The sequence below is a fragment of the Bittarella massiliensis (ex Durand et al. 2017) genome (assembly GCF_001486165.1).
In the GTDB taxonomy this organism is placed as follows: domain Bacteria; phylum Bacillota; class Clostridia; order Oscillospirales; family Ruminococcaceae; genus Bittarella; species Bittarella massiliensis.
In genome coordinates this window covers 215,595-236,909 of record NZ_LN908977.1, presented here as the reverse complement: position 1 = coordinate 236,909, position 21,315 = coordinate 215,595, and the positions used below count along the sequence as shown (strand labels likewise).

At 62.4% G+C, this 21,315-nt stretch carries 19 protein-coding genes and 1 pseudogene; 4 read left to right on the top strand and 16 right to left on the bottom strand.

Translation table 11 applies throughout. The annotated features are described in order from the left end of the window. Nucleotides 1-13 precede the first annotated feature (13 nt). The 7 genes from BN3266_RS08145 to BN3266_RS08115 form a co-directional block, all read right to left on the bottom strand. The gene (locus BN3266_RS08145; protein ID WP_059004774.1) at nt 14-430 is read right to left on the bottom strand and encodes a secondary thiamine-phosphate synthase enzyme YjbQ; all 417 of its coding nucleotides are present in this window, start codon (nt 428-430) and stop codon (nt 14-16) included. Nucleotides 431-444: 14 nt separating this feature from the next. After that, nucleotides 445-2,208 carry an Rqc2 family fibronectin-binding protein gene (locus BN3266_RS08140; RefSeq protein WP_059004773.1) on the bottom strand — a complete coding sequence of 588 codons (1,764 nt, stop codon included), beginning with the start codon at nt 2,206-2,208 and terminating at the stop codon, nt 445-447. Next, nucleotides 2,208-2,957: a Nif3-like dinuclear metal center hexameric protein gene (locus BN3266_RS08135; protein WP_059004772.1), complete on the bottom strand. Its 750-nt coding sequence runs from the start codon at nt 2,955-2,957 to the stop codon at nt 2,208-2,210. Before BN3266_RS08135 ends, BN3266_RS08140 begins: the two co-directional genes overlap by 1 nt. Nucleotides 2,958-3,508: 551 nt before the next feature. Next, complete coding sequence (locus tag BN3266_RS08130) at nt 3,509-4,678, bottom strand: WD40/YVTN/BNR-like repeat-containing protein (protein WP_059004771.1); 1,170 nt, start codon at nt 4,676-4,678, stop codon at nt 3,509-3,511. 95 nt (nt 4,679-4,773) lie between these two features. Continuing rightward, nucleotides 4,774-5,430, bottom strand: a complete 657-nt coding sequence (locus BN3266_RS08125; protein WP_082671740.1) for a class I SAM-dependent methyltransferase — start codon at nt 5,428-5,430, stop codon at nt 4,774-4,776. Further along, nucleotides 5,411-6,679: an MFS transporter gene (locus BN3266_RS08120; RefSeq protein ID WP_059004769.1), complete on the bottom strand. Its 1,269-nt coding sequence runs from the start codon at nt 6,677-6,679 to the stop codon at nt 5,411-5,413. The genes BN3266_RS08125 and BN3266_RS08120 overlap by 20 nt, the downstream gene beginning before the upstream one ends. A 103-nt stretch (nt 6,680-6,782) precedes the next feature. Then, nucleotides 6,783-6,992, bottom strand: a complete 210-nt coding sequence (locus BN3266_RS08115; protein ID WP_044993521.1) for a DUF1858 domain-containing protein — start codon at nt 6,990-6,992, stop codon at nt 6,783-6,785. Between the two features lie 451 nt (nt 6,993-7,443). Between BN3266_RS08115 and BN3266_RS14170 the strand changes: the two are divergent. Further along, a pseudogene (locus BN3266_RS14170) lies at nt 7,444-7,662 on the top strand (winged helix-turn-helix transcriptional regulator); the annotation flags it as partial. A gap of 197 nt (nt 7,663-7,859) precedes the next feature. On the opposite strand, the gene BN3266_RS08105 reads toward BN3266_RS14170, so the two are convergent. From BN3266_RS08105 to BN3266_RS08060, 9 genes are all read right to left on the bottom strand, one after another. Further along, complete coding sequence (locus BN3266_RS08105; RefSeq protein WP_044993523.1) at nt 7,860-8,252, bottom strand: VOC family protein; 393 nt, start codon at nt 8,250-8,252, stop codon at nt 7,860-7,862. A gap of 609 nt (nt 8,253-8,861) precedes the next feature. After that, entirely contained in the window at nt 8,862-9,632 is a 771-nt protein-coding gene (locus BN3266_RS08095) for an amino acid ABC transporter ATP-binding protein (RefSeq protein WP_059005558.1), read from the bottom strand. Between the two features lie 50 nt (nt 9,633-9,682). Further along, nucleotides 9,683-10,498 carry an amino acid ABC transporter permease gene (locus BN3266_RS08090; protein WP_059004766.1) on the bottom strand — a complete coding sequence of 272 codons (816 nt, stop codon included), beginning with the start codon at nt 10,496-10,498 and terminating at the stop codon, nt 9,683-9,685. Between the two features lie 72 nt (nt 10,499-10,570). Further along, nucleotides 10,571-11,410: a transporter substrate-binding domain-containing protein gene (locus tag BN3266_RS08085; RefSeq protein ID WP_154669033.1), complete on the bottom strand. Its 840-nt coding sequence runs from the start codon at nt 11,408-11,410 to the stop codon at nt 10,571-10,573. Between the two features lie 1,423 nt (nt 11,411-12,833). Next, entirely contained in the window at nt 12,834-13,112 is a 279-nt protein-coding gene (locus BN3266_RS08080) for a zinc-ribbon domain containing protein (RefSeq protein ID WP_021661398.1), read from the bottom strand. Nucleotides 13,113-13,197: 85 nt separating this feature from the next. After that, complete coding sequence (locus tag BN3266_RS08075; protein WP_059004764.1) at nt 13,198-13,761, bottom strand: sigma-70 family RNA polymerase sigma factor; 564 nt, start codon at nt 13,759-13,761, stop codon at nt 13,198-13,200. A 176-nt stretch (nt 13,762-13,937) separates the two neighbouring features. After that, nucleotides 13,938-15,320 (bottom strand): MATE family efflux transporter, encoded by a 1,383-nt coding sequence (locus tag BN3266_RS08070; protein ID WP_059004763.1) that lies wholly within the window; start codon nt 15,318-15,320, stop codon nt 13,938-13,940. A 1,581-nt stretch (nt 15,321-16,901) separates the two neighbouring features. Continuing rightward, a complete protein-coding gene (locus BN3266_RS08065; protein WP_059004762.1) occupies nt 16,902-17,264 on the bottom strand; it encodes a DUF4352 domain-containing protein in 363 nt (120 codons plus the stop codon). Nucleotides 17,265-17,428: 164 nt separating this feature from the next. After that, a complete protein-coding gene (locus tag BN3266_RS08060) occupies nt 17,429-18,622 on the bottom strand; it encodes a serine/threonine protein kinase (RefSeq protein ID WP_059004761.1) in 1,194 nt (397 codons plus the stop codon). Nucleotides 18,623-18,917: 295 nt separating this feature from the next. On the opposite strand from BN3266_RS08060, the gene BN3266_RS08055 reads away from it, so the two are divergent. The 3 genes from BN3266_RS08055 to BN3266_RS08045 all read left to right on the top strand — a co-directional run bounded on the left by BN3266_RS08055 (nt 18,918) and on the right by BN3266_RS08045 (nt 21,283). Next, the gene (locus tag BN3266_RS08055; RefSeq protein WP_021661405.1) at nt 18,918-19,346 is read left to right on the top strand and encodes a hypothetical protein; all 429 of its coding nucleotides are present in this window, start codon (nt 18,918-18,920) and stop codon (nt 19,344-19,346) included. A 90-nt stretch (nt 19,347-19,436) separates the two neighbouring features. Then, the gene (locus BN3266_RS08050) at nt 19,437-20,291 is read left to right on the top strand and encodes a pentapeptide repeat-containing protein (protein ID WP_059004760.1); all 855 of its coding nucleotides are present in this window, start codon (nt 19,437-19,439) and stop codon (nt 20,289-20,291) included. 131 nt (nt 20,292-20,422) lie between these two features. Beyond that, nucleotides 20,423-21,283, top strand: coding sequence for a prepilin-type N-terminal cleavage/methylation domain-containing protein (locus BN3266_RS08045; RefSeq protein ID WP_059004759.1), 861 nt, complete (start codon nt 20,423-20,425; stop codon nt 21,281-21,283). Nucleotides 21,284-21,315 lie beyond the last annotated feature (32 nt).

Sequence of the window (21,315 nt, the reverse complement as noted above, 5' to 3'; positions counted from 1 at the left end):
CCCTCCCCCCTCTCTACTCGCCGATGATCTTGATCAGGACCCGCTTGTCCCGCATCCCGTCGAACTCAAAGTAAAAAATTTGTTCCCAGGTGCCGAAATCCAGCCGGCCGCCGGTGATGGCGCAGACCACCTCCCGCCCCATGACGGTGCGCTTGAGATGGGCGTCGGCGTTGTCCTCAAAGCCGTTGTGGTCGTACTGGCTGTATGGCTTTTCCGGGGCCAGCCGCTCCAGCCAGCGCTCGTAGTCCCGGTGGAGACCCGCCTCGTCGTCGTTGATAAAGACGCTGGCGGTGATGTTCATGGCGTTGACCAGGCAGAGCCCCTCTCTGACCCCGCTCTCGTCGATGGCCTGCTGCACCTGGGGGGTGATGTTCACCAGTCCCCGCCGGGCAGGCAGTTGAAAGTGCAGCTCTTTGCGGTGGGATCTCACAGCGCTCTCTCCTCTCACTTCTTTTGCAGCCGGCGGCAGAGTTCCGGGTCGGGGGTGACATAGGCCGAGTAGTTTTGCTCGAACACCACCATCCCCGGCTTGGCGCCGGCGGGTTTTTTGATGTTTTTCACCAGGGTGTAATCCACCGCCACCTGGGCGGCATCCCCGGCCTTGGAGTGGGTGGCGGCGATGGTGGCCGCCTGGGTGAAGGCCCGCACCGGGATGGCGTCGAAGTCCTCCCCCCCGGTCAGCAGGACGGCGTGACTGCCGGCGATGTCCTTGGTGTGAAACCAGATGTCGGTCTTCTCGGCCAACTTGGTGGTGAGCTGGTCGTTTTGGGTGTTGTTGCGCCCCACCAGCAGGGTATAGCCGTCGTCGAGGACAAATTCCAGGGGGCCGCGCATCTTGGGGCGGTTCCCCTTCTTTCCGGCCTGGCGCAGGTAGCCCTGGTCGCAGAGCTCCTGGCGGATGACCGCCAGCTCGTCCTCCCCGGTGGCCCGGGTCAGGCTGTCAAAGACGCTCTCCAGGTAGCGGATCTCCTCCTCTCCCTGTTCGATGAGGGCTTTGAGCTTCTCCTCGGCGGTGCAGAGCTTGCGGTATTTTTTGTAGTATGCCTGGGCGTTCTGGGCCGGGGTCAGCCGCGCGTCCAGGGGGATCTCCACCGTCTCCCCCGCCTCGCTGTAGTAGTTCGGCACCTTGGCCACCCGGTCGCCCTTCTGTATTTGGTAGAGGGCGCTCTGCAGCAGGTCGCCGCAGACCCGCAGCTCCTCCCGCTGGGCGCAGGCGGTCAGCTCCTCCCGCTGGGCGGCCACCCGGCGCTCGATGCGCTCGATGCGACCCATCAGCAGGTGAAAGAGGTCGGCCGAGCGCTGTTTGACCCGGTGGTAGGCGTCCTTCCCGGTGTAAAAGGCGTCGAGCATCTCCCCCAGGGTGGGGTAGCGGCGGGTCTCAAAGGGGTAGCCGAACTGGTGCAGCTCCATAAAGGAGAAGTCCTTGGGGGCCTTCTGCGCGTCCAGCACCACCGTGGGGGTACAGTCCCCCGAGGTGACCGTCTCCTGCATCTGCCCCAGAAAAAACCGCAGCCGGTCCAGCTGCGCGGGGGCGAGTTCTCCGCAGGGCTCCCCTTTGGTGACGTAGTGCTCGATCTCCCCCGCCACCACCGGCGAAATGCCGGCCAGGGTCTTCATACAGGCCCGGTGCAGGTCCCCGTTAAAGCGGGCGGCCACCGCCTCGGCCAGCTCCTCCTTGCTGTGAGAGAGGAGCCAGAGCTTGTTTTGGGCCGGGGGGAGGGTGTACTTTCCGGTGGGCAGGATCTGCCGCACCGAGGACATGCTCATGTCCACCCGCTTCACCGCGTCCAGGATGGTGCCGTCCTCGGTGAGGAGGACGATGTTGGAGTGGCGGCCCATGATCTCGATGACCAGACGCAGGCGCACTGCGTCGCCGATCTCGTTGCGGCAGTCAAAGTCCAGAAAGGCGATGCGCTCCCCCTCGGGCTGGCGGATGTCCGCCAACCGCCCGCCGGAAAGGTGTTTGCGCAGCAGCATGCAGAACATGGGCGGGGTGGCAGGGTTGGGATACTGCTCCCCGGTCAGGTGGATGCGGGGGGCGTCGGCCCGGGCCGAGAGAAAGAGCTTGCCCCCGATCTCCCCCTGTCCCGAGAGGGTGAGCACCAACTCCTCCTTCGAGAGCTGGTGGATCTTGGTGATCCGCCCCCCCAACACCTTTTGGCGCAGTTCACCGCAGAGCAGGTGGAGGGTCAATGCGTCCAGAGCCATTAGAAAAACACCTCCACATCTCGCTGGGTCGAGGGGAAGACCCGCTCCACCCCCGCCTCTTCCAGCAGCTTCTGCAGGGCGGGTAGCACCACCTGCTCGGTGGCAAAGTGGCCCGCCGCCACCAAGGTGATCCCCCGGTGGGCGGCCTCCAAAAATTCGTGGTACTTGCACTCGCCGGTGAGGAGGGCGTCGGCCCCCAGGGCCTGGGCCTCCTCCACCATGCCGCCGTCCATGGCCCCGCTGCAGAGGGCCACCCTCTCCACCGAACCCTGTCCCAGGGCGCAACGAACCCCGGAAGCGCCCAGGGCGGTCTTTACCTGCGAGGCAAAGGCCGCCGGAGCCAGGGGCCGCGCCAGCCGGCCGATGCGGCCCAGGCCGTCGGGGCGGAAGGGCGCCAACTGCCCCAGCCCCACCGCGGCGGCCAGGCAATCGTTGACCCCGCCCTGGGCGATATCCAGGTTGGTGTGCATCGAGATGACCGACAGCCCCTCTGCCGCCAGGCGGTGGGGCAGCGACCCGGCCTCCAGCCGATGCAGGCCGCCGAAGATGACTGGGTGGTGGGTCACGATCAGGTTGGCCCCGTGGGAGAGGGCCGAGTCGATGACCCTGCCGGTGACGTCCAGGGCCAGTTCCACCCCCGTCACCTCGGCCTCGCCGTCCCCAATCAAAAGACCCACATTGTCCCAGCTCTCGGCCAGGGCAGTGGGACAGTGCTCCTCCAACAGAGCCAATATCTCTTTGATGCGCATACTATACTCCTTCTCAAAAAAACGGGCTCGCCCGCGAAAATGGTCCATTCGGTGTGGCCTCCGCGGGGCACAAACACCCGTGCGGCCCCCCTCTGCCTTTGGCCGCGGGGGAAGACCCCGTTCGCCGCCCCCGCCTCATGGGGAGAGAGGGCGGCCAGTTTGAGGAAAAGTGGGCCCACGGCCGCCTGCCTCTCCAGCCTCCGCAGGCTCCACCAAGACCGAAGGCACAGCGCCGCCACGCAATTATTATAACACAAAGGCCGAACGCGCAGTGGGCTTTGGCCGGAGGGCAGGGAGCAAACGGTGTCTGTATATCCGCCTGACAATCTCCAGTATCATCGCCACCGTGTGGATGCTATACCACACCGGGCGCACAGGGGGATTTGCCACGGGGCAGGGAGCAAACAGCTTTTGTATATCCGTCCGGCTATCCCCGGCATTACCGCCACTGTGTGGCTATTATACCACATCCCCTGCCAAAATCGTAGGCGGCGGGGGGCAAAAAGAGAGAGGGGGAGCTGCGCCCTAGCCCGGCGCAGCCCCCCCTTTTATCACCCCAGATTTTCCCGCCGCTGGCTCAACAGCTCATCGGGGAAGCTGTCGCTGCAGAGGCTCCAGTGCTCCCCCCAGTCGTCGCTGGCAAACCATAGGGCGGTCTCGGCGGCGTCCCCGTCGTCCCCCTGGGTCACCGGCAGCAGTCCGTATTGCCCGTCAAAAATCGGTGGTTGCACCGCCCCGTAAACCCCCTCGTACTCGGCGGGGAGGGCCACCTCACACCGCTGCCAACTGTCGCCCCCGTCGGCGGTCAGGTAGACGCTGCAGCCCTCCTGGCTCATGGTCCGCCCGGCGCTAAAGACCGCATAGCCGCCGGTGTCGCTCCAAAAGCCGATGGCGCGAAAGCGGCTCCCCGCCCCCGACGAGGCCACCGTTCTCTCCTCCCAGCTCGCCCCCCGGTCGCTTGAGAGCAGGGCCTTCATCTCCTCGCCGTCCTGGTAGAAAAGGGCCGTCTTCTCCTGGGTGACCCAGACCGCCCCCGACGGCACAAATTCCTGGGCCTGTTGGTCGGGGCTGTACAGTTTGGCCACCGCCAGCGGGCCCTTCACCCATTCCAGCCCGCCGTTATAGCTGATTTCCAGGGTGGGCTCCCTCTGGTAGAGGCCGGTGCGGTACTGGCAGCGCCCGTCCCAGCCCCGCTTGGCCTGGGCTGCCGCCGCGTCGGCCTGGGCGGCACTCAGGGCGTAGTCGGGTCCGTCGTAGGGGGGCAGGTCCCCGGCCTCCACCAGCTCGCCCAGTTCAGTGAGGGCGTATCCATCCGCCCCGTAGCGGACGATCCGCATCTGCGTGGTGCCGCTCTGTCCCTCATCCAGGCAGCCGGCCAGCAGGCCGGGGCTCCCCGCGTCGGCCGAGAGGGTGAAGCCCAGCTCGGCGATGTACTCCCCCCGCCCGCCGGCCAGCACATTCCTGGAGTAGCCGGGGGTCAACTGGGCCCCCTGATCGGTGGCGTACTGGGTCAGCAGTTGTTTGGCAATGTCCAACAGCCCGGCGCTGTCCGTCTGCACCGTGGCCAGCGCGCCCTCCGGCGGCTGGGCGGCGGAGACCGGCGGGGAGGACAGGGCCCCCTCCGACGGGACCTCGCCCCCGTCCCCCTGCCGACAGCCGGTCAAACTGCCCGCCGCCAGCGCCATCACCAGCAGCCAGGCCTGCCATCTCCCTCTCTTCACAGAAAACCCTCTCCCTTCTTTTCACCGCGAGAAAATGGGGCGCCAAAGCGGCCCTCCCACCAGTGAGACTGGCTGGGAGGGCCGCCCGTTACACCTCAGTACAGTTTTTTGATCTCCACGATCAGCTCTTCGATGTGGGCGGTGTCCTTCCCCTGGGCCAGCAGCCCCTGCTTCTGGCTGTAGAGCTGCCCCAACACCTTTTCGTAGTAGAGGGCCCGCTCCTCCCCCGCGCTCAAGGGGACTAGGCCCACCAGGCTCATGAGGGGGGAGATCCGCTTGGGTTCCCCGCTGTAGGTCGCCAACATCACCGTGTAGACCCGGCCGCGGTCGCAGACCACCTGCTCCTTCACCAGCTCAAATCCGGCCTTGTACAGGTCGATGCGCAGCTGGCCGGCCCGGCTCATGGGCTGCAGCACCAGGGTCTTGCCCGGCACCCGGAGCCGCTCGTCGGCGAGGACGATGCTGGCGATCAGCTCGCCCCCCATCCCCGCGGCAATGACGGTGTCGGTCTCGGGTACCCCTTGCAGCCCGTCGGTGCAGATGCAGTTCACCGCCAGGCCGTTTCGCTCGGCCAGCCGCTGCGCCTTCTGCAGCGAGGGCCCTGAAATATCGCAGGCATAGCCCTTGGTGACCCGCCCGCTCTCCACCAGGTGGCAGATCAGGTAGCCGTGGTCACAGCCGATGTCGGCCGCCGTGCCCGGGGGCACCAGGGCCGCCACCGCCTGCAGTCGCTTATCCGGCAATCGTATCAACTGCTTCTCCTCCCCTCTGTGCGTCGGTTTTGTCCATCTGTCTTTGCATGGTCTTCATCAAGAAGTTGCTGATGTACTGGCTGGCCCCCAGCACCAAAAGTCCGGTGATGGTGGCCACGGTGGTCTGGGGCAGCATGGAGATGACCGCCATGCCGGCGGCGCCGCCAAAGCCCATACAGAACTGGGAGAGGGTGATGAACTCCCCGCTGAGGCCCTGGCCGCCCGGCGTCTTTTTCACCGACAGGTAGAACATGCTGGTGTAGCCGTTGTCCAGCCAGCAGCCGAAAAAGCTGTTGACCGCCGAAAACAGGAGGATGGTGGTCACGTCCATCCGCCAGTAGAGGGAGGCTGTGGTCGCCACCAGGACGCTCACCGAGATGTGCAGCAGCTTCACCCGGTTCTCCCGCTTCATCAGCCGCCCGCAGACCCAGCTGGCCAGGATGGCGCTGATGCCCACCAGCACGTTGTTGACCCCCACCAACAGCTCGCTCTGGATGATGCGAAAGAGGAGGATGTTGAGGAAGAAGTTGAACACCCCCGAGCGAAAGCCCTTGATCAGCTCCGAGGCCACGAACATCCGCCAGAGGGGGGAGCGCACGGCGATCTGCGCCATTTTTTTGTACTGGGTCTTTTGCGAGTTGAAGGTGATGCGGGGCATCCGCACCACCTTGTACATGGCCACCGCCGCCACCGCCGCCGAGAGGCCGAAGACCACGTAGTAGCCGGTGAGCCCTTCAAAGCGGGAGATGAGGAAGCCCGAGAGAAAGGGCATGGCCAGGCTGACGATCCCCCTGGCAAAGGCCATGAAGGAGACGGTCTGGTCGGTGTTCCCCTCACTGGAAAACTGGGAGACCGCGTTGGCGTAGGTGATGAAGAAGAACGACTGCCCCATGGCCGCCAAAAAGGCGATGAGCACCACAAAGTCGTCCAGCCGGTTCATCACCGTGAAAAAGGTGACATACATCACCAAAAAGTCGGCGATGGCCACCGTAAAGGTGAATTTGGCCGAAAAGCGCCGCATACAGGCCACCGTCGCCACGGTGAAAAAGGGGCCCAAAATGGAGACCACCGTGTTGTAGAACATGGTGACCCCGCTGTCCCCCGTCAGCTTGATAAACAGGGTGTTGATGAACATGGTGTGCAGATTGGTGAAGACGAGATAGCACAGATAGATCTGCAGCACCTTCAAAAAGTCCGGGTTGAGGCCCTCCATCCCCAACATCTGCCGCAACCGGCTGTTCTTTGCCACACAAATTCCTCCTCTTTTTTAAAAGCGCCGTCTCCGGCACAGGCGCAGCCGCATGCGCCCAACGGGAAGGGGCCGCGAGACATTTGTCCCGCGGCCCCGCCCGTTATGCCTCTTTCGAGGCCAGGTATTGGTTGATGCTTGCCACCAGGGTGTCGCAATCCATCCCGTGCACCATACAGGCTTCGGCCAGACTCTCGCCCTGCGAGGCGGGGCAGCCGACACAGTGCATGCCGGCCTCCATCAAAATGGGGGCGATCCCCTCCGCGTCGATGCGCAGCAATTCGCCAATCAAAATCTCCGGTGTAATGGTCATTTCGATACGCTCCTTTTGGTCATAAAGTTTACCGAATGACTCTATTATAGCCTGTTCTCCCCCCCAACACAACCCCTATGGAGGCCATTTTCTCTGGTGTTTCTGTCACAATTTCACTTCCGTTTTCCGTGCATAAAGCCAATTTTGAGCCACTCTGCCGCACCGCCCCAGGCCGCGGTCAAGCCCGCTGTGGCAGCGGCAGAGGGGCCGTCACCTTGCCCACTCCCATTTGCATTCTTTTCTCTTTTGTATACGATGAGAAAAAAGAGGGTTGCAAGTGCACACTTTTGGGGTGGCCACCCGCCAAAGGAGGGTCGTCCATGAACACCAGCCAGCGCCCCCTCAATGCAGAGCCTTTTCTGTGCACCATCTCTCATTGAGGGGGCGATGAAAACAGCCCGTCCCCTTCCGCCTCTGCCGGCAGGGGGCGCTGTGACACAGCGAATGGAAGCGGGCCCGCCCCGGCATCCCCCACAAGATGCTCTCCTCCCAACTCAAGGAGCTGGAGCGCGACAGCCTCGTCATCCGCCGGGAACACCCTCCCAAGGTGGAATACTACCTCTCCCGCCGGGGCCACTCCCTCATCCCCATCTTGATCGCCCTCTCCGACCGGGGGGCCGACCACCTGCCCGAAGATTGGGGAGCGTCCTCCAAGGGCACTGCTCGGTGACAGGCTCTCCCTCCCTGTTGTAAAAAGTATTGATAGCGAGCTCGGCAAACCGGCCTTCGTCAAAATGGCCACAAAAAGCAAACAAACGCAACCCGTACAAAGTGCGCTCATTTGTTTGCTGCCTGCCCTCATGGAAGTGCCCTATGCCAACCAGGCGCATTCAACCAGTCTCACAGACTTTTTACAGGCTTCAACTCTTACATCCAAGGCATGATCGGAGGCAGGATACAGAACGGATGTCCCGCAGGGTCGATCATCACCCGCCAACGGTCGTCATATTGGTGCTCCGATATGCTTGCGCCGCACGACAAGGCATATTTCACCCCTTCTTCCACATCCTGAACGTGAAAATCCAAATGCGCCATCTGCTGCTGCTTGTCCAGTGTCGCGGGCCACACGGGTGGCACATAGTCATCCACCTGTTGAATGGTGAGCCAGGTTGGCGTTCCCGTTTGTTCCAAATTTACCAAGACTGTATACTCTTCCCCCTTGAACCGCGTCCAGCCAAGCAATTTTTCATAAAATGCAGACAACTCGTCCGCGCGGTCAGAATCCAAAACCACATTCCATCCCACAAGATCAAGCGCCATTATACGATCCCCTCCCATTTCCCAATCTGACAGATACGCCTCGTTTGCCAAAAGAGTACTGTTTTTATGATACCTTACAGAGGTGTTTTTCTCAAGGCAATGTGGGGAAATCAGCAGAGCTTTTAGCAGATACACGTATCCGCAACCGGGACGATTCGGCCCAACGCCTGACACCCCTCCTTTCCTCTATCCCAGTGGCAGGACCCGGCCTTTTTGAGGGGAGGCCTTGCCCGTGAAAAATACAAAGCACCGTGCCCGCCATCTTCGCACTGGCGATCACCGCCCTCTGTCCAGCTCTCTTTGCCACCCCGGAGCCTGGGCACTCCTAGCCCGCATCTGCCCCTATCTGCCGGTCACGACCACTACCCTCTGTGGAAATATCTTCTCCCTCTCCCGTTGGCCCCTCTGCCCCTCCCCCCTGTAAGGTGAATTGGCAGGGTGGCGGGCTGTCTCAACATTCCTCCCGATCACATCGGCGTTTCCAAAACCACCGGCAAAGAGCTGGGCAACAGCGAAAAAGCGCCGACATCCCTCCACACCATACCTTCTCCAGCCAAACGCCAAACAGCCCCCGGCCGCCATCTGTGCGGTCGGGGGCTGTTCTCCCTTTTACAGCCGGTGCATAAACCGGCTCAAAAATTCTCTGGTCTTGGGGTTTCGGGGGTTGCCGAAAATCACCTCCGGGGTGTCGTCCTCAGCGATGAAACCGTCGAGCATGAATACCGTTCGGTCGGACACCTCGCGGGCAAACTCCATCTCGTGGGTGACCACCACCATGGTCATTCCCTCGTGGGCCAGCTGTTTCATTACCCCCAGCACCTCGCCCACCATCTCCGGGTCCAGAGCCGAGGTGGGCTCGTCGAAGAGGAGGACGTCCGGCTTCATGGCCAGGGCCCGGGCGATGGCCACCCGCTGCAACTGCCCGCCCGAGAGCTGGGCCGGCTTGGCGTCGATGTAGGGCACCATCCCTACCTTGTAGAGGTAGCGCAGGGCCAGCTCGCGGGACTCCTGCTTTCCCTTTTTCAGCACATACCGGGGCCCGGCCATGCAGTTTTCCAACACTGTCTGGTTGGCAAAGAGGTTGAAGGACTGAAAGACCATCCCCACCTTGGCCCGGTAGCGGTTCCAGTCAAAGCCGTCCCCGCCGGCCAGTTCGCCGTGGTAGTAGATTTCGCCCCCACTGGGGATTTCCAGCCGGTTGATGCACCGCAGCAGGGTCGACTTGCCCGAGCCCGAGGCCCCGATGACGCAGACCACCTCGCCCTGGTGCACCGTAAAGTCGATGTCCCGCAGCACCACATGGGTGCCAAAGTTTTTTTGCAGGTGCCGCACCTTGAGGATCGGCTCCCGCTGCCACAGTTCCCGCAGGGCCGGGGACATCTCATCCCCGCCCGGAGCCACACTTCGGCGCTCCTGTACCGTCTGCCCGCTCATCTCACTGCCTCCTTTTGCATCTCCGCCTTCTCCCGGTCGCTCTCCGCCGCGATCGCCTTGAGTTCGGGGATGGAGGCGGGGTCTGCCAACTCGTAGTCCCGGGGGCCGTTCATCCGCCGCTCCACCAGGTGGAGCAGGGCGTTTGCCAGGGTGGTGAGCACCAGGTAGATGCAGCTGACCACAAAGAACACCTCAAAATATTTGAAGTAGACGCCCGCCGCTGACCGGGCCGAGTAGAACAGCTCGTTCACAGTGATGACGCTGAGTACCGAGGTGTCTTTGATGTTGCTGACTAGGTAGTTGCCGATTTGGGGGGTGATGTTGCGAAACGCCTGGGGCACCACCACCGAGAGCATGGTCCTGCCGTGGGACATGCCGATGGCCTTGGCCCCTTCGATCTGGCCCGGGTCAATGGACTGGATGCCGCCCCGCACCGTCTCGCACATGTAGGCGCCGGTGTTGATGGAGACCACCAGCAGACCCGCCATCAGGGGCTGAAAGTGCACCCCGAAGATGGCGGCTGCACCGTAGAAGATCACCATCGCCTGCACCATCATGGGGGTGCCGCGGAAAACCCAGACGTAGAAGCGGATGATGGCCCAGACGATGTTCATTCCCACCCGCTTGAAGAGATTGTCCTCCTTGGTGAGGGGAACGGTGCGCACCGTCCCCGCCAAAAAGCCGATGATACAGCCCAGCAGGGTGCCCAGCACCGCCAGGTAGACCGAGGTGCCGGCCCCCTTTAAAAAGGCGACGCCGTACTTCTCGGTGATAAAAGCCACCCATCCGAAAAATGTGGTGGGCAAATTCATGGTTTCTCTCCCCTTTTTCTTTGATCGCTCATCCCGTTACAAGGGGGCGCGCCTGCCCCACGCGAAAGGCCGCTACTGGTTGACCGGCTGCACCTCGATGGCGTGGCGGAGCATCTCCTCCTTCTCCTCCTCGGTGATCTGGCCCAGGGCGGCGTTGAGCTTTTCCTTCACATCACTGCGTTTTTTGCTGACGGCGATCCCCAGGTCGGTGTCCTCGTCGGAGAGCTGGAACCCGCTCCCTTCGGCCAGTTTGACCATGGCCAGGTCGGGGTTGGCCGCCACGGCCGACAGGGCAGTGGGCTCATCCATCAAGAGCATATCCACTATGCCCGACTGCAGCGAGACAATCATGGCCGGCACGTTGTCCATGGCGGGCATCTTGTCGACATTCGGGATCTGGCCGATGATGTCGTACCACAGGGTGTTGAGCATCGAGGTACAGCTGGCGCCCGACAGGTCTTGCAGTTTGGTCTTGCCGGCGTACTTGCTGTCCTTTTTCACCAGGGCCACGATCTGGCTGCGGTAGTAGCAGTCGGTAAAGTCCATCGAGGCCTTGCGCTCGTCGGTGATGCTGATGGCCGAGATGGCGCAGTCGATGGTGCCCGTCTGCACCCCCAGCAGCAGCCCCTCCCAGTCGATCTTGTAGGCCTCCATCCGGTAGCCGGCCTTGTCGCAAAGCTGCTTCATCAGCTCCACCTCAAAGCCATAGGTGTACTCATTGCTGCCGGTGATGGGCACCGCCCCGTTGGAATTGTCCAGCTGGGTCCAGGTAATGGGCGCGGTCATGCACTCGAAGCCGACCTTTAAAACCGGACGGTCATCGCCGTTTGCCGCAGACTTGTCCCCGCAGCCGGTCAGGGGCAGACAGAGAGCCGCCGCCAACGCCATAGCGATGATTCGTTTCCCTTTCACGATAAAAACCTACCTTTCCATCTTGCCTTTCGGCAATGCCACTTTCCAATAAGGCCGGGGGCGGGTCAATTACCCGCCCCCTCACCTTTGCCTGTATTATAGTGACTTGCCCCCTTCTTTTCAATGCGCTGGGGAGAGGTTTTATGCTATCTTAACGATTCCACTGCCATTATTTACATTATATTCAGTCATTGGTTACAAAATATGCGATTTCTCCACTGCCTTTTCGTCTCCGCCCGCTTGAAAGGGGAAATTTTTTCACATCTTTTGCTCGCCATCCGACCGATCTCTTCCCTCAACAGCCGGGCAAAAGCCGGTCCCTTTGCAGCCGCCTGGGCGAGGGATGGAGAAAGAGCTTTTCATTGCTCCAGCAGCCCCCTCTCTTCGATGAAAAAGGCAGCATCTGTCCGGCGTACGGCAGTTCCTCTACCGGCGCCTCTTTCAGCGAACGACACCCCTCATTTTCTCGCTTTCCGGCGCATCGACACCAGGCACCAGGCACCGCGCCAAAGATGCCACTGTTTTGAGAGGGCCACCCGGCATGTTCACCTCCTGCCTCCCTCAAAAGCGCCATAACTCTTTGACGCGGTGCTACACCCCTCTGTTTTTCCTCCCCGCCGCCATCCTTTTCCGCTCAACGCCCTGTCCACCCTCACCTCTCTGGTGGCAGTCAGTTCCTTCCCTTGTCGGATCCGCATCCCATACACCGCTTAGATGAAAGATGGGGGCATCCCTTTTCATCTCCCCGACGCGCTTCCGCCTCTTGTAGTTGGGGCGCAGAAGCGGTGCCACGATAGCCCCTCTCTTGCACCTGCTTGGCCGACTGAAGCCCCTGCCCTTCTGCCGTCAGGCATTTTCAGCGGCCATCCCTCTGCTCAAACCGCCGCAGCCCTTTCTCTTTGCTCTGCCGCCTGCGCCCTTCTCTGGCCCTCCTTTATCCCGCACAGCCAAACGCCGCCGGGGGTTCCCACCTATATCCCTTCGGCAGTAATCAACCCACTTCTTGGCGGCACGGTGTTTGGTACGCCCACAACCGAAAGACAAGAGACCTTCTCCCACATTTTCCGACGTATACCTTCTTTCTTATGGCGGGGCAGACAGAGGGTTCTCTGCGGCAGTCTTTTCCCTGTATCTACCGCGTCGACCAGAGTACCCCCTTTTCTGCGCCGGACACTTTGGCGGCAGCTCTTCTCCTCAAACCGCTACAGCTCTTTTTTGCACCGCTTCCCCTCTTTTTACTTTTCCCTTTGCCACTCCCCCGGCAGATGCCCTGCCAAGCGTTTGCACCGCCGCCCTTTCCACCTTCCCCCTCTTTTCAACATCTCCCCATCCCTGGCAGCTCCCTCTTCCCGTTCCCACACGCAAAAAAAGCCCTTCGCTCGAACGAGCGAAGGGCTTTTGATTGACGAAAAGAAACGGTAGCTTACTGCTCCTCTTTCATCTTGGCGAAGCAGTCGCTGCAGTAGACAGGACGATCCTCGCGGGGCTGGAAGGGAACCTGGCAGGGAGCGCCACAAGAAGCGCAGACGGCGTCGTGCATCTCTCTGGGGCCTCTGAGGTTTCTCTTTCTGTTGTCACGGCACTCTTTGCAGCGCTGGGGCTCGTTCTCAAAGCCCTTCTCCGCGTAGAACTCCTGCTCACCAGCGGTGAACACGAACTCCTGGCCGCACTCTTTGCACACTAAAGTCTTGTCTTCGAACATTTGATTGTACCTCACTTTGGAAAGATAAATTTGGCCCGCACCGGAATTGAACCGTCTTTTAGAAAAACCTAAACGCTCCCCTGAGCTATTGGGCATATTTTAATTTTTTTCTCACTCGTTGCAGGGCGTTATCGACAGATTTCTCCGGCTTGTGCAAGAGGCGCGAAATGTCCTTGTAACTGTACCCGTCCAGGTGTAGAGACAATACCTGTTTCTCAAACGAAGACAAAACACTCTCCGCCTGCTTCATCAGGCGGGACACTTGTTCTCGCTGTGCAACTATCTGCTGAGGGTCGCTGGCCCCGTCGGCTCCGTCTTCCCCGTCCAAGTAGGGCAGCTTTTCCTCGCCGCCGCCCCGCTTGCGCGCCCGGCTGCGCCGGTGGCTGGCAATCATGGCGTTGCGAAGGCAAACCGTCGCGTAGGAGGAGAAGGGGATCCCCCTCTCCGCGTCAAAACTGCTCACCGCGGCGGGCAGGGCCATCAGCCCTTCCTGCGCCATGTCCTCGCAGTCGGCGGAAAAGAGTTTGTGCGCCATCGCCTCGGCGATGGGGAGGTAGGCAGAAACCAACTGATTGAGGGCTTTCGCGTCGCCCCCCTGCGCCCGGCGCAGAAGCTCGGTCTGTGCGTCATCCGGTTTCCAATCGCCCATAAGACCCTACCTTTAGCGTTCTCTCAACATCCCCATCCTAACCCATAAACCACTTCCTGTCAAGGAATTTTTTCACTCTCGCCAAAAGCGCCAGATTTTTCAGACAAAAGTTGCGCAAACCCTCCAAAAGTCGCATGGCGGAGCAGAAATCCACCTTTCTGCCCAGTGCGAAAAAATCATTCCGCCGCCAGCTCGGACTCGTCCCGGGTGACGTTTCGCATCCAGCAGCCGCTGCGGATGCGGAAAAAGGAGACCACCGTCTTGATGGGGGAGTCGATGCGCAGCAGCACATAGACCACCGGCGCCGCCACCTTGGCCACCAGGCCGAAATAGGCCCCCAGAGGGGTGGCCACCGCCCAGATGAAGAAGACGTCGATAAAGAAGGTGAACTTGGTGTCGCCGCCGCCCCGCAAAACCCCCATGGTGGAGATGACCTCCACCGAGATGAGAAAGGTCATGACCGCCGCCGCAATCATCATCTCGCTGGCCATGGCGGTGGTCTCGGGGGCGATGTTGTACAGTCCGATGACCGGCTTGCGGATGGCCAGCACGATCAAAGCGCCCACCGTCCCTACCCCCAGGGAGAGCAGCTGCATGGTGGTGGCCATCTTCCGCACATACCCGGCGGGTTTCGAGCTGACGGCCTTGCCGATCTGGATGGCGGTGGCGTTGGAGAGGCCGAAGAGGAAGATGAAGGCCAGCTGGGTCACCACGTTGACGATGCTGTTGGCCGCCACCACCGATGCCCCCATCCGCCCCAAAATGGCGGCGTGCACCGAGGTGGAGAGCCCCCAGGCAATCTCGTTGAAGGCCACCGGCAGGCTGGTCTTGACGTAGTCGCCCAGCAGCAGCCGGTCCATCTTGTGAAAGAGGTGGCGCAGCCGGAAGCCGGTGCGCTTTTCAAAGCGCTCCATGTAGACGATCGACATCACCAGCTCGCTGATGCGGGCGCAGAGGGTGCCCACCGCGGCGCCCGCGACCCCCAGGGCCGGCGCGCCAAAGGCGCCGAAGATGAAGATGTAGTTGATGATCACGTTGATGACAAAGGAGACCGAGTAGATCACCACCGAAATCTTGACCTGCTCCACCCCCCGCAGGGAGGTAATATAGCAGTTGGAGACCCCGTAGAAGAAGTAGGAGAAGGCGATGATCTTCAGGTAGCGCACCCCTTCGGCCACCACCTCGGGGTCGGCGGTGAAGAGGCGCAAGATGGCCTCGGGGAAACAGAGCACCAGGGCGGTGACGAGCAGGGAGAGCACCACCACGAACTTCAGCCCAATGGCCATGATCCGGCTGATGGCCGCCGTGTCCCTCTTGCCCCAGTACTGGCTGATCATCACCGAACCGCCGGCGGCAAAGCCGAAGGAGAACATGCTGAAGACGAAAAAGGGCTGGTTGGCCAGGGAGGCCGCCGACAACTGCACCTCGCCCAACTGGCCCAGCATCACGGTGTCCATCATATTGACCCCAAAGCTGATGAGGTTTTGCAGGGCAATGGGGATGGCCACCGTCAACAGGGCCCGGTAAAAGGACTTTTCGGTCAAAATCTTGTCGCGCACGTTCTCAATTCCCTCTCTGTTTGATTTCGCCCCCAGCGCCCCTCTTTCTTGGAGAGAGGGAGCGCTGGACAAAGGCACAAAAAACAGCCGCCTGTGGGGTCCGCCGGGCCGAAAAGCGACTGGTGGGAGGGGGCCGCCCTCCCTGTGACAGCAGCAGTATACCACATTCCCAGCCCCGCGCCAACACCTTTTGTCCAAAAAGCGACTTCTTTTTTGACCGTCTTTTTCCGTCCTTCCTTGTCTTTATCATACCGCCGCCCCGCCGTCTTTTTCGTCCATCCCCCCGCATCTCCCCGAAAGGGATGCAGCCTCCCACCGGCGGCCAGCCCAATATCTCGGCAAAATGGACACTTGACGGCAGGGGCCCTGGCCGGCCTTTTGCGCAACCGCTCCCCCCGACCCTGCCGTCAGAGGCAGTGCATCCCCGCGGCAGAAAGGGGGAATTGTGGAAACAGTTGGGTGCTTTACCCCTATCTCCGCTCCATCGAGGCTGCCTGTTTAAGGGGGCACCGCCCCTCGCACCTGACGGTGGCAAGCGGGGCGCTGTCGAAGAGTGTCGCCCCGCCCAAAAGCCCGCCACCGCGAAAAAGAGACTAGGCAGCAAGCGCTCTGGGAGGCCTTTGCGCAGCCGTTCGCTCCCTGTCCTGCTGCCAGGCACAGCCTCCCTTTTACCCCACGTCAGAAAGGGGATCGTAGGAGCGGGCAGGGGTCCCACCCACACGTCCGCCCCGTCGGAGCCATCCGTCAAAGGAGGGCCGCTGCCCTCCATACCCGCCGATAGCCAAACAGGGCAGCACCAAAAGGAGCCACCCCGTCCAAAAGCCTGTCGCCATAAAAGGCAGACCAGACGGCGAAAGGCCTAAATGGCCTTTGCACAGCGTCTCTCCCATGCCCTCCTTGTTGCCAAGGACAGCTTCCCTTCCCGCCCCACCAGAAGGGGGACCATGGGAACAGCTAAGAGTTCACCCCATATCCGCCCCATCGGGGCCGCCCGTTAAGGGGAAACCGCCGTCCCTGTACCCGCTGACGGTAGGTGGGGCACTGTCGAACAGAGCCCTCTGCCCAAAACCCTACCACACCAAAAAGGAGGCCAAGCGACAAAATCCTTGATCAGCCTTCGCACAGCCCCCCTCCCCCGTTTCCAGGGACAGCCCCCTCTTCGGTCCCGCAGCAGGGGGGAAGATCGTAAAAATGGTCGAACACTCCAACTCCACCCCATGTCCGTCCCATCGGGACTGCCCATCAAAGAAAACCCGCTGCCCCCTTTATCTGCCGACGGCCAAGCGCAGCAACCTCAAAGTGGACCACCCTGCCCAAAGCCCCGCAACCGCAAAAAAGCCGGCGCCGCTGGTTTGCGGCGTCGGCTCTCTAAAGGGAGTTTCCCCCCCTCATTCACAGAGCGATATTGTGCCCTCTCTCGGGGCACTCCTAGGCGTTGGTGGCCACAAAATTGACCGTCTTGTCCAAAAAGAGGTTGGGTTTGTACTGCAGCTCCAGCTCCTTCCAGTCCGCCGGCAGCTCGTAGCCGATGATGCCGGTGAGCTTTTTCCCCTTGGCAATGGTGCCGCTGAGGTCCTTGCCCTATTCGTAGGAGGCGCTGATGCTGAGGCTGATGGCCTCGTCGTCTGCGTAGGCGTCAAAAGAGGCGGCGCTGATGAGCAGCTCCTTGTCCGAGCCATTCTCTACAGTGAACTCGCAGACAATAAAGGTATTTCCCTTGTCGGGCTTCAGGTACTGCGTTCCCTCGTTCTCCTCCACCTTGTTGAGGGTGATCTTCACGCCGTCGCCCTCGTAGGTCTCGCCCACGCCAAAGGAGGTCTTTTCCTCCACCTGCGAAGAAGAGCTCTCGCCCGACCCGCTCCCCCCGTCAGTGCTGGAGCCGCAGCCGGCGCAGAGCACCAGGGCCGCCGCGCAGAGCAGAGACAACAAAATGCGTTTTTTCATCTTTCCAAAACTCCTCTCACTGGCAAAATGGCCCGGCTGTACTTGCCGGGCGACCCTCCGTCCCAGACCTCGGATGATCGCCCTCATTGTACGAAAAAACCGGGGTAAAGTCCTATGCTCCCAGCATAGGACTTTACCCCGGGACCCAATTCCTCCACCGGCCATTAGGGCACCCGGTAAAGGGTGTATCCGACCTGTACCAAAATAATCAAAATCACCAGCCAGACGGCTAAGTAGCACAGTCCCGCCAGCCAGCGCTGTCCCCGCCTGTCCAGTGCGCGAAAGGGCGGGCGGGTGCGGACCCTCCCCAAGTCCAGCCAGTAGGCGGCGTGGGGGAGAAATATCCACAGGTAAATCAGGCAGCTCACCACCGTTCCCGTGCTCTCAAAGGGACGGCTGGTCAGGGCAGTCCAGAGGACAAAGGCGGCGAAGGCCAAAAATGCCACCAGCCGCCAGGCGTTTTCCCTGCCAAATACGCTCTGCCACCGGCGGGGCGGTCCCCCGCTCTCTTCGGCAGAGGAGGGGGCGGGAAAAGGCTGTGCCGGCAGCGCCGCCGCGGCGTTTCCTCGGCTGTGCGGCTGGGGGGTGGCAGCGGAAAGGGCGGGCCCCGCGGGGAAAGCAGCCCCCTCTTCGGCGGGCAGCCCTGCCAGCGCCTGCTGCACCGCCCCCCGCAGTTGGGCGGCCGACTGGTACCGCTGGGCCGGGTCGATGCGCAGGCAGCAGTCGATCACCCCTGCCAAAGGGCCCTTCCAGCGCCGCTCCTCCGGCAGTTTGCCGCAGAGCAGCCAGTTGGCCAGCGCCCCCAGAGCATAGAGGTCGGTGCGGGCGTCGGTCTGGGCGTAGCCGTACTGCTCGGGGGCGGCATAGCCCTTGGTCCCCAGGTAGACCGTGTCGTTTTTCTGCCGGGGGTCGTACTGGCGGGCCGCCTCGAAATCGATGAGGAAGAGCTGTCCGTCCGGCCGCACCAGTACATTTTGCGGCTTGATGTCCCGGTGTACCAGCCCCGCCCGGTGCAGGGGCTCCAAAATATCGCAGAGGGCACAGAGCCACCGCCCCACCTGCGCCACCCCCAGCCGTCGCCGTCCCTCGGCGCAGCGGGCCATCGTCTCCCCGGGCACGTACTCCTCCAGCACCACCGTCTCGCCCGCGCACTGGTAGAGGTCATAGACCATGGGGGTGCCGGCAAACTGCCGGTCCCGCAACTGGGGATAGACGGTGTCCGCCCGGTGAATGGTCTTTTTCACCGCCACCAGACCGGTATTTTTGTCCCGCACCAGCTCCACTCTCGCCCGCTCATTTTCAGAAAAGGTGTCCAGCACCTGATACCGGTCTGCCAGGTAGTCGGTCAACTCTGTCATCGCTGTCTCATTCCTCGGCTCTGTAAATTCTCCCGCTGTGGGACCCTGGCGGGGCGGCGCGCACTTCTCTCTCGGATGCGGCGCGGCGGCCTTTTGGGGCACCGCTGTCCGGCCCCCGGCAAAGAAGGGCGGTCGCCCGCCCTCTTTTCACCCACAGCTATTTTTATTCTACCACAACCCAAACGAAAAGGCACTTAGCTGCCAGCATATTGCGGCGGGGGCCGGGCTTCTATATAATGAAAGGTACTTCTTTCGCCCAGGCAGACTGGGCAGTTTCACAGAAAGGGCTGATCCTGTGTCCCAAAAAACCACCGGAGAGCTGCGCAACGAGCTGCAAGAGGCGCCGTCTCTGGACGCCTATATCCGCGAGAACGAGGGCGAATTCCTGCACAAGGAATTCTCGCAGTACCTCGTCGAATGCCTGGCAAAGCGGGGCCTGCGCAAGTCTGAGGTCATCCGCCGCAGCGGTTTGAGCGAGGTCTACGCCTATCAGATCCTGGCCGGCAAAAAGCGGGCCGAGCGGGACAAGCTCATCTGTCTGTGCTTGGGCGGCGGCCTCTGTGCCGACGAGTGCGACCGCGTCCTCCGCCTGGCCGGGCGGGGCAAACTCTACCCCCGCGACCGGCGCGACGCCATCTTGCTCTACTGCCTGGACAAGGGGCTCGGGGTGGCCGAAGCCGACGACCTGCTCTACGAGGCGGGGGAGCCCACCCTTCTCAGCTAGCCCCCTCCCGCAGTGCGCCGGACCGGCCGCAAGGCACACTCCGCGCCGCCCGTCCCGCCAAACCACTATTCTAAAAAGGAGGGATCTGCCGTGCGACCCATCCGCCGGGAAGAGCCCTTTCCCCAACTGCGAAAGGCCCTCACCGCCGACTGCCGGCGCTGCCGCGGCCTCTGCTGTGCCGCCCTCTACCGCGCTCGCGCCGAGGGGTTTCCCGCCGACCTGCCCCCGGGCCGCCCCTGCCCCCACCTGGACGGGGAGTACCGCTGCGCCATCCACGACCAGCTCACCGCCCGCGGCCTGCACGGCTGCACCGCCTACGACTGTTTGGGGGCCGGACAGCGGGCCACCGCCACCTCCCCTGCCGACTGGCGCCGCGACCCGGAAGAAAAGGAGCGACTCTTTGCCCGCTTCCTCTCCCTGACCGCCCTCCACCAGATGCTCTGGTACCTGGCCGAGGTCGCCGCCCTCCTCCCCGCCCGCTCCCTCTGGGAGGGGGCCCAGCAGCTCATCGGCGAGTGCTGGGCCCTGGGCGAGGGGGACGTCCCCCTCGACGCCGCCCTGGTGGAGCGGCAGCGCGCGCGGGTCAACCAGTTGCTCCGCCCCGCCCACGAGCTGACCCTGGCCGCCGCCGGTGGCCGGCCCTCCCCCCGCCGGAGCGCCGACTGTTCGGGCCGGCAATTTCGGGGAGCGCCCCTGCGCGGGCGCGATTTCTCCATGTCCCTCCTCCTGGGGGCCGATCTCTCCGGCTGCGACCTCTGGGGCAGCAGCTTCCTGGGCGCCGACCTGCGGGGGGCCGATCTCCGCGGGGCCGACCTGCGGGGGAGCATCTTCCTCACCCCCATCCAGTTGGGGGCCGCTCGGGGGGACGGGCAAACCCGCCTTCCCCCCTTCCTCTCCCGCCCCGCCTCCTGGGACCCCTCCCCACGGCACGGCGGGCCCCGGTAACCCCTTGGGGCGGCCACGCCCCTTCCCTTTTTTCCGCCTTTTTGCACATCTTTTTCCCACCCACCGGCTTTGTGTGATATAATGGGGAATAAATGAACACATGCCAGACGGGTGCGGGGGTGGAATAAGCGATGACAGAAAAGACAAACGCGGGCAACGGTCGGGGCCGCCAAAAGGGGTTCACCCTGGTGGAGGTCATTGTGGTCCTGGTCATTCTGGCGGTCCTCGCCGCCCTCCTCATCCCCTCCATGGTGGGCTGGATCGACAAGGCCCACAAGCGCGCCTGTGAGGTGAGCAAGGCCGGCCTGGCCCGCGACCTGCAGGCGGAGGAGATCTATCAGACCGGGGGCGGGGGCAAACTCACCACCTCCCAACTGCAGGAGTTGGCCCAAACGTCCGAATTTTACTGCAAGCAGGGCGGGGTCTACCACGTGCTGCGCGACGGCGCAGGGGAGATACAGGTCGTCTGCCCCCTACACGACAGCGCCTACACCTTTGACATGAGCGAGGTCATCCGCAATCTCATGGCAAACCCCGGCAGCGAGGAGCTCAAGGCCCTATTCCAGTCCTTTACCGGCGCGGGCAAGTACATCGACTCCACCAGCAAGCAGGGCACCAACCGGGAAAAGCTGGAGGGCGCCCTCAAAGAGGCGGGCTTTGACCTGCAGGCCCAGGGGGTGCAGAGCTGGTCCTTCCAGGGGGTGGGAAGCGGCCAATTCCTGCTCTACTGGACCACCGAAAGTCTGGCGGACTACCCGGTGGGCAGCCAGGTCAAGGTGATGCGCTACAACTCCCGCCGGGGCACCTACACCGCCGGCTATGTCACCGTGCAGGAGACCCAGTTGGAGGGGAAGGGCGAATACTACCCCGTGCTGGGCCGGGGCGACGCCTCCTGGAGCGAATTCACCGACATCCCCCAGAGCGACGCGGACAAACAGCAATTCGACGCCATCTACCAGGTATTCGGCCAGATGCCGGCCGGCGCCAACTGACTCGCCTGTACCCAAAGGGGGGCGGGAGCAAT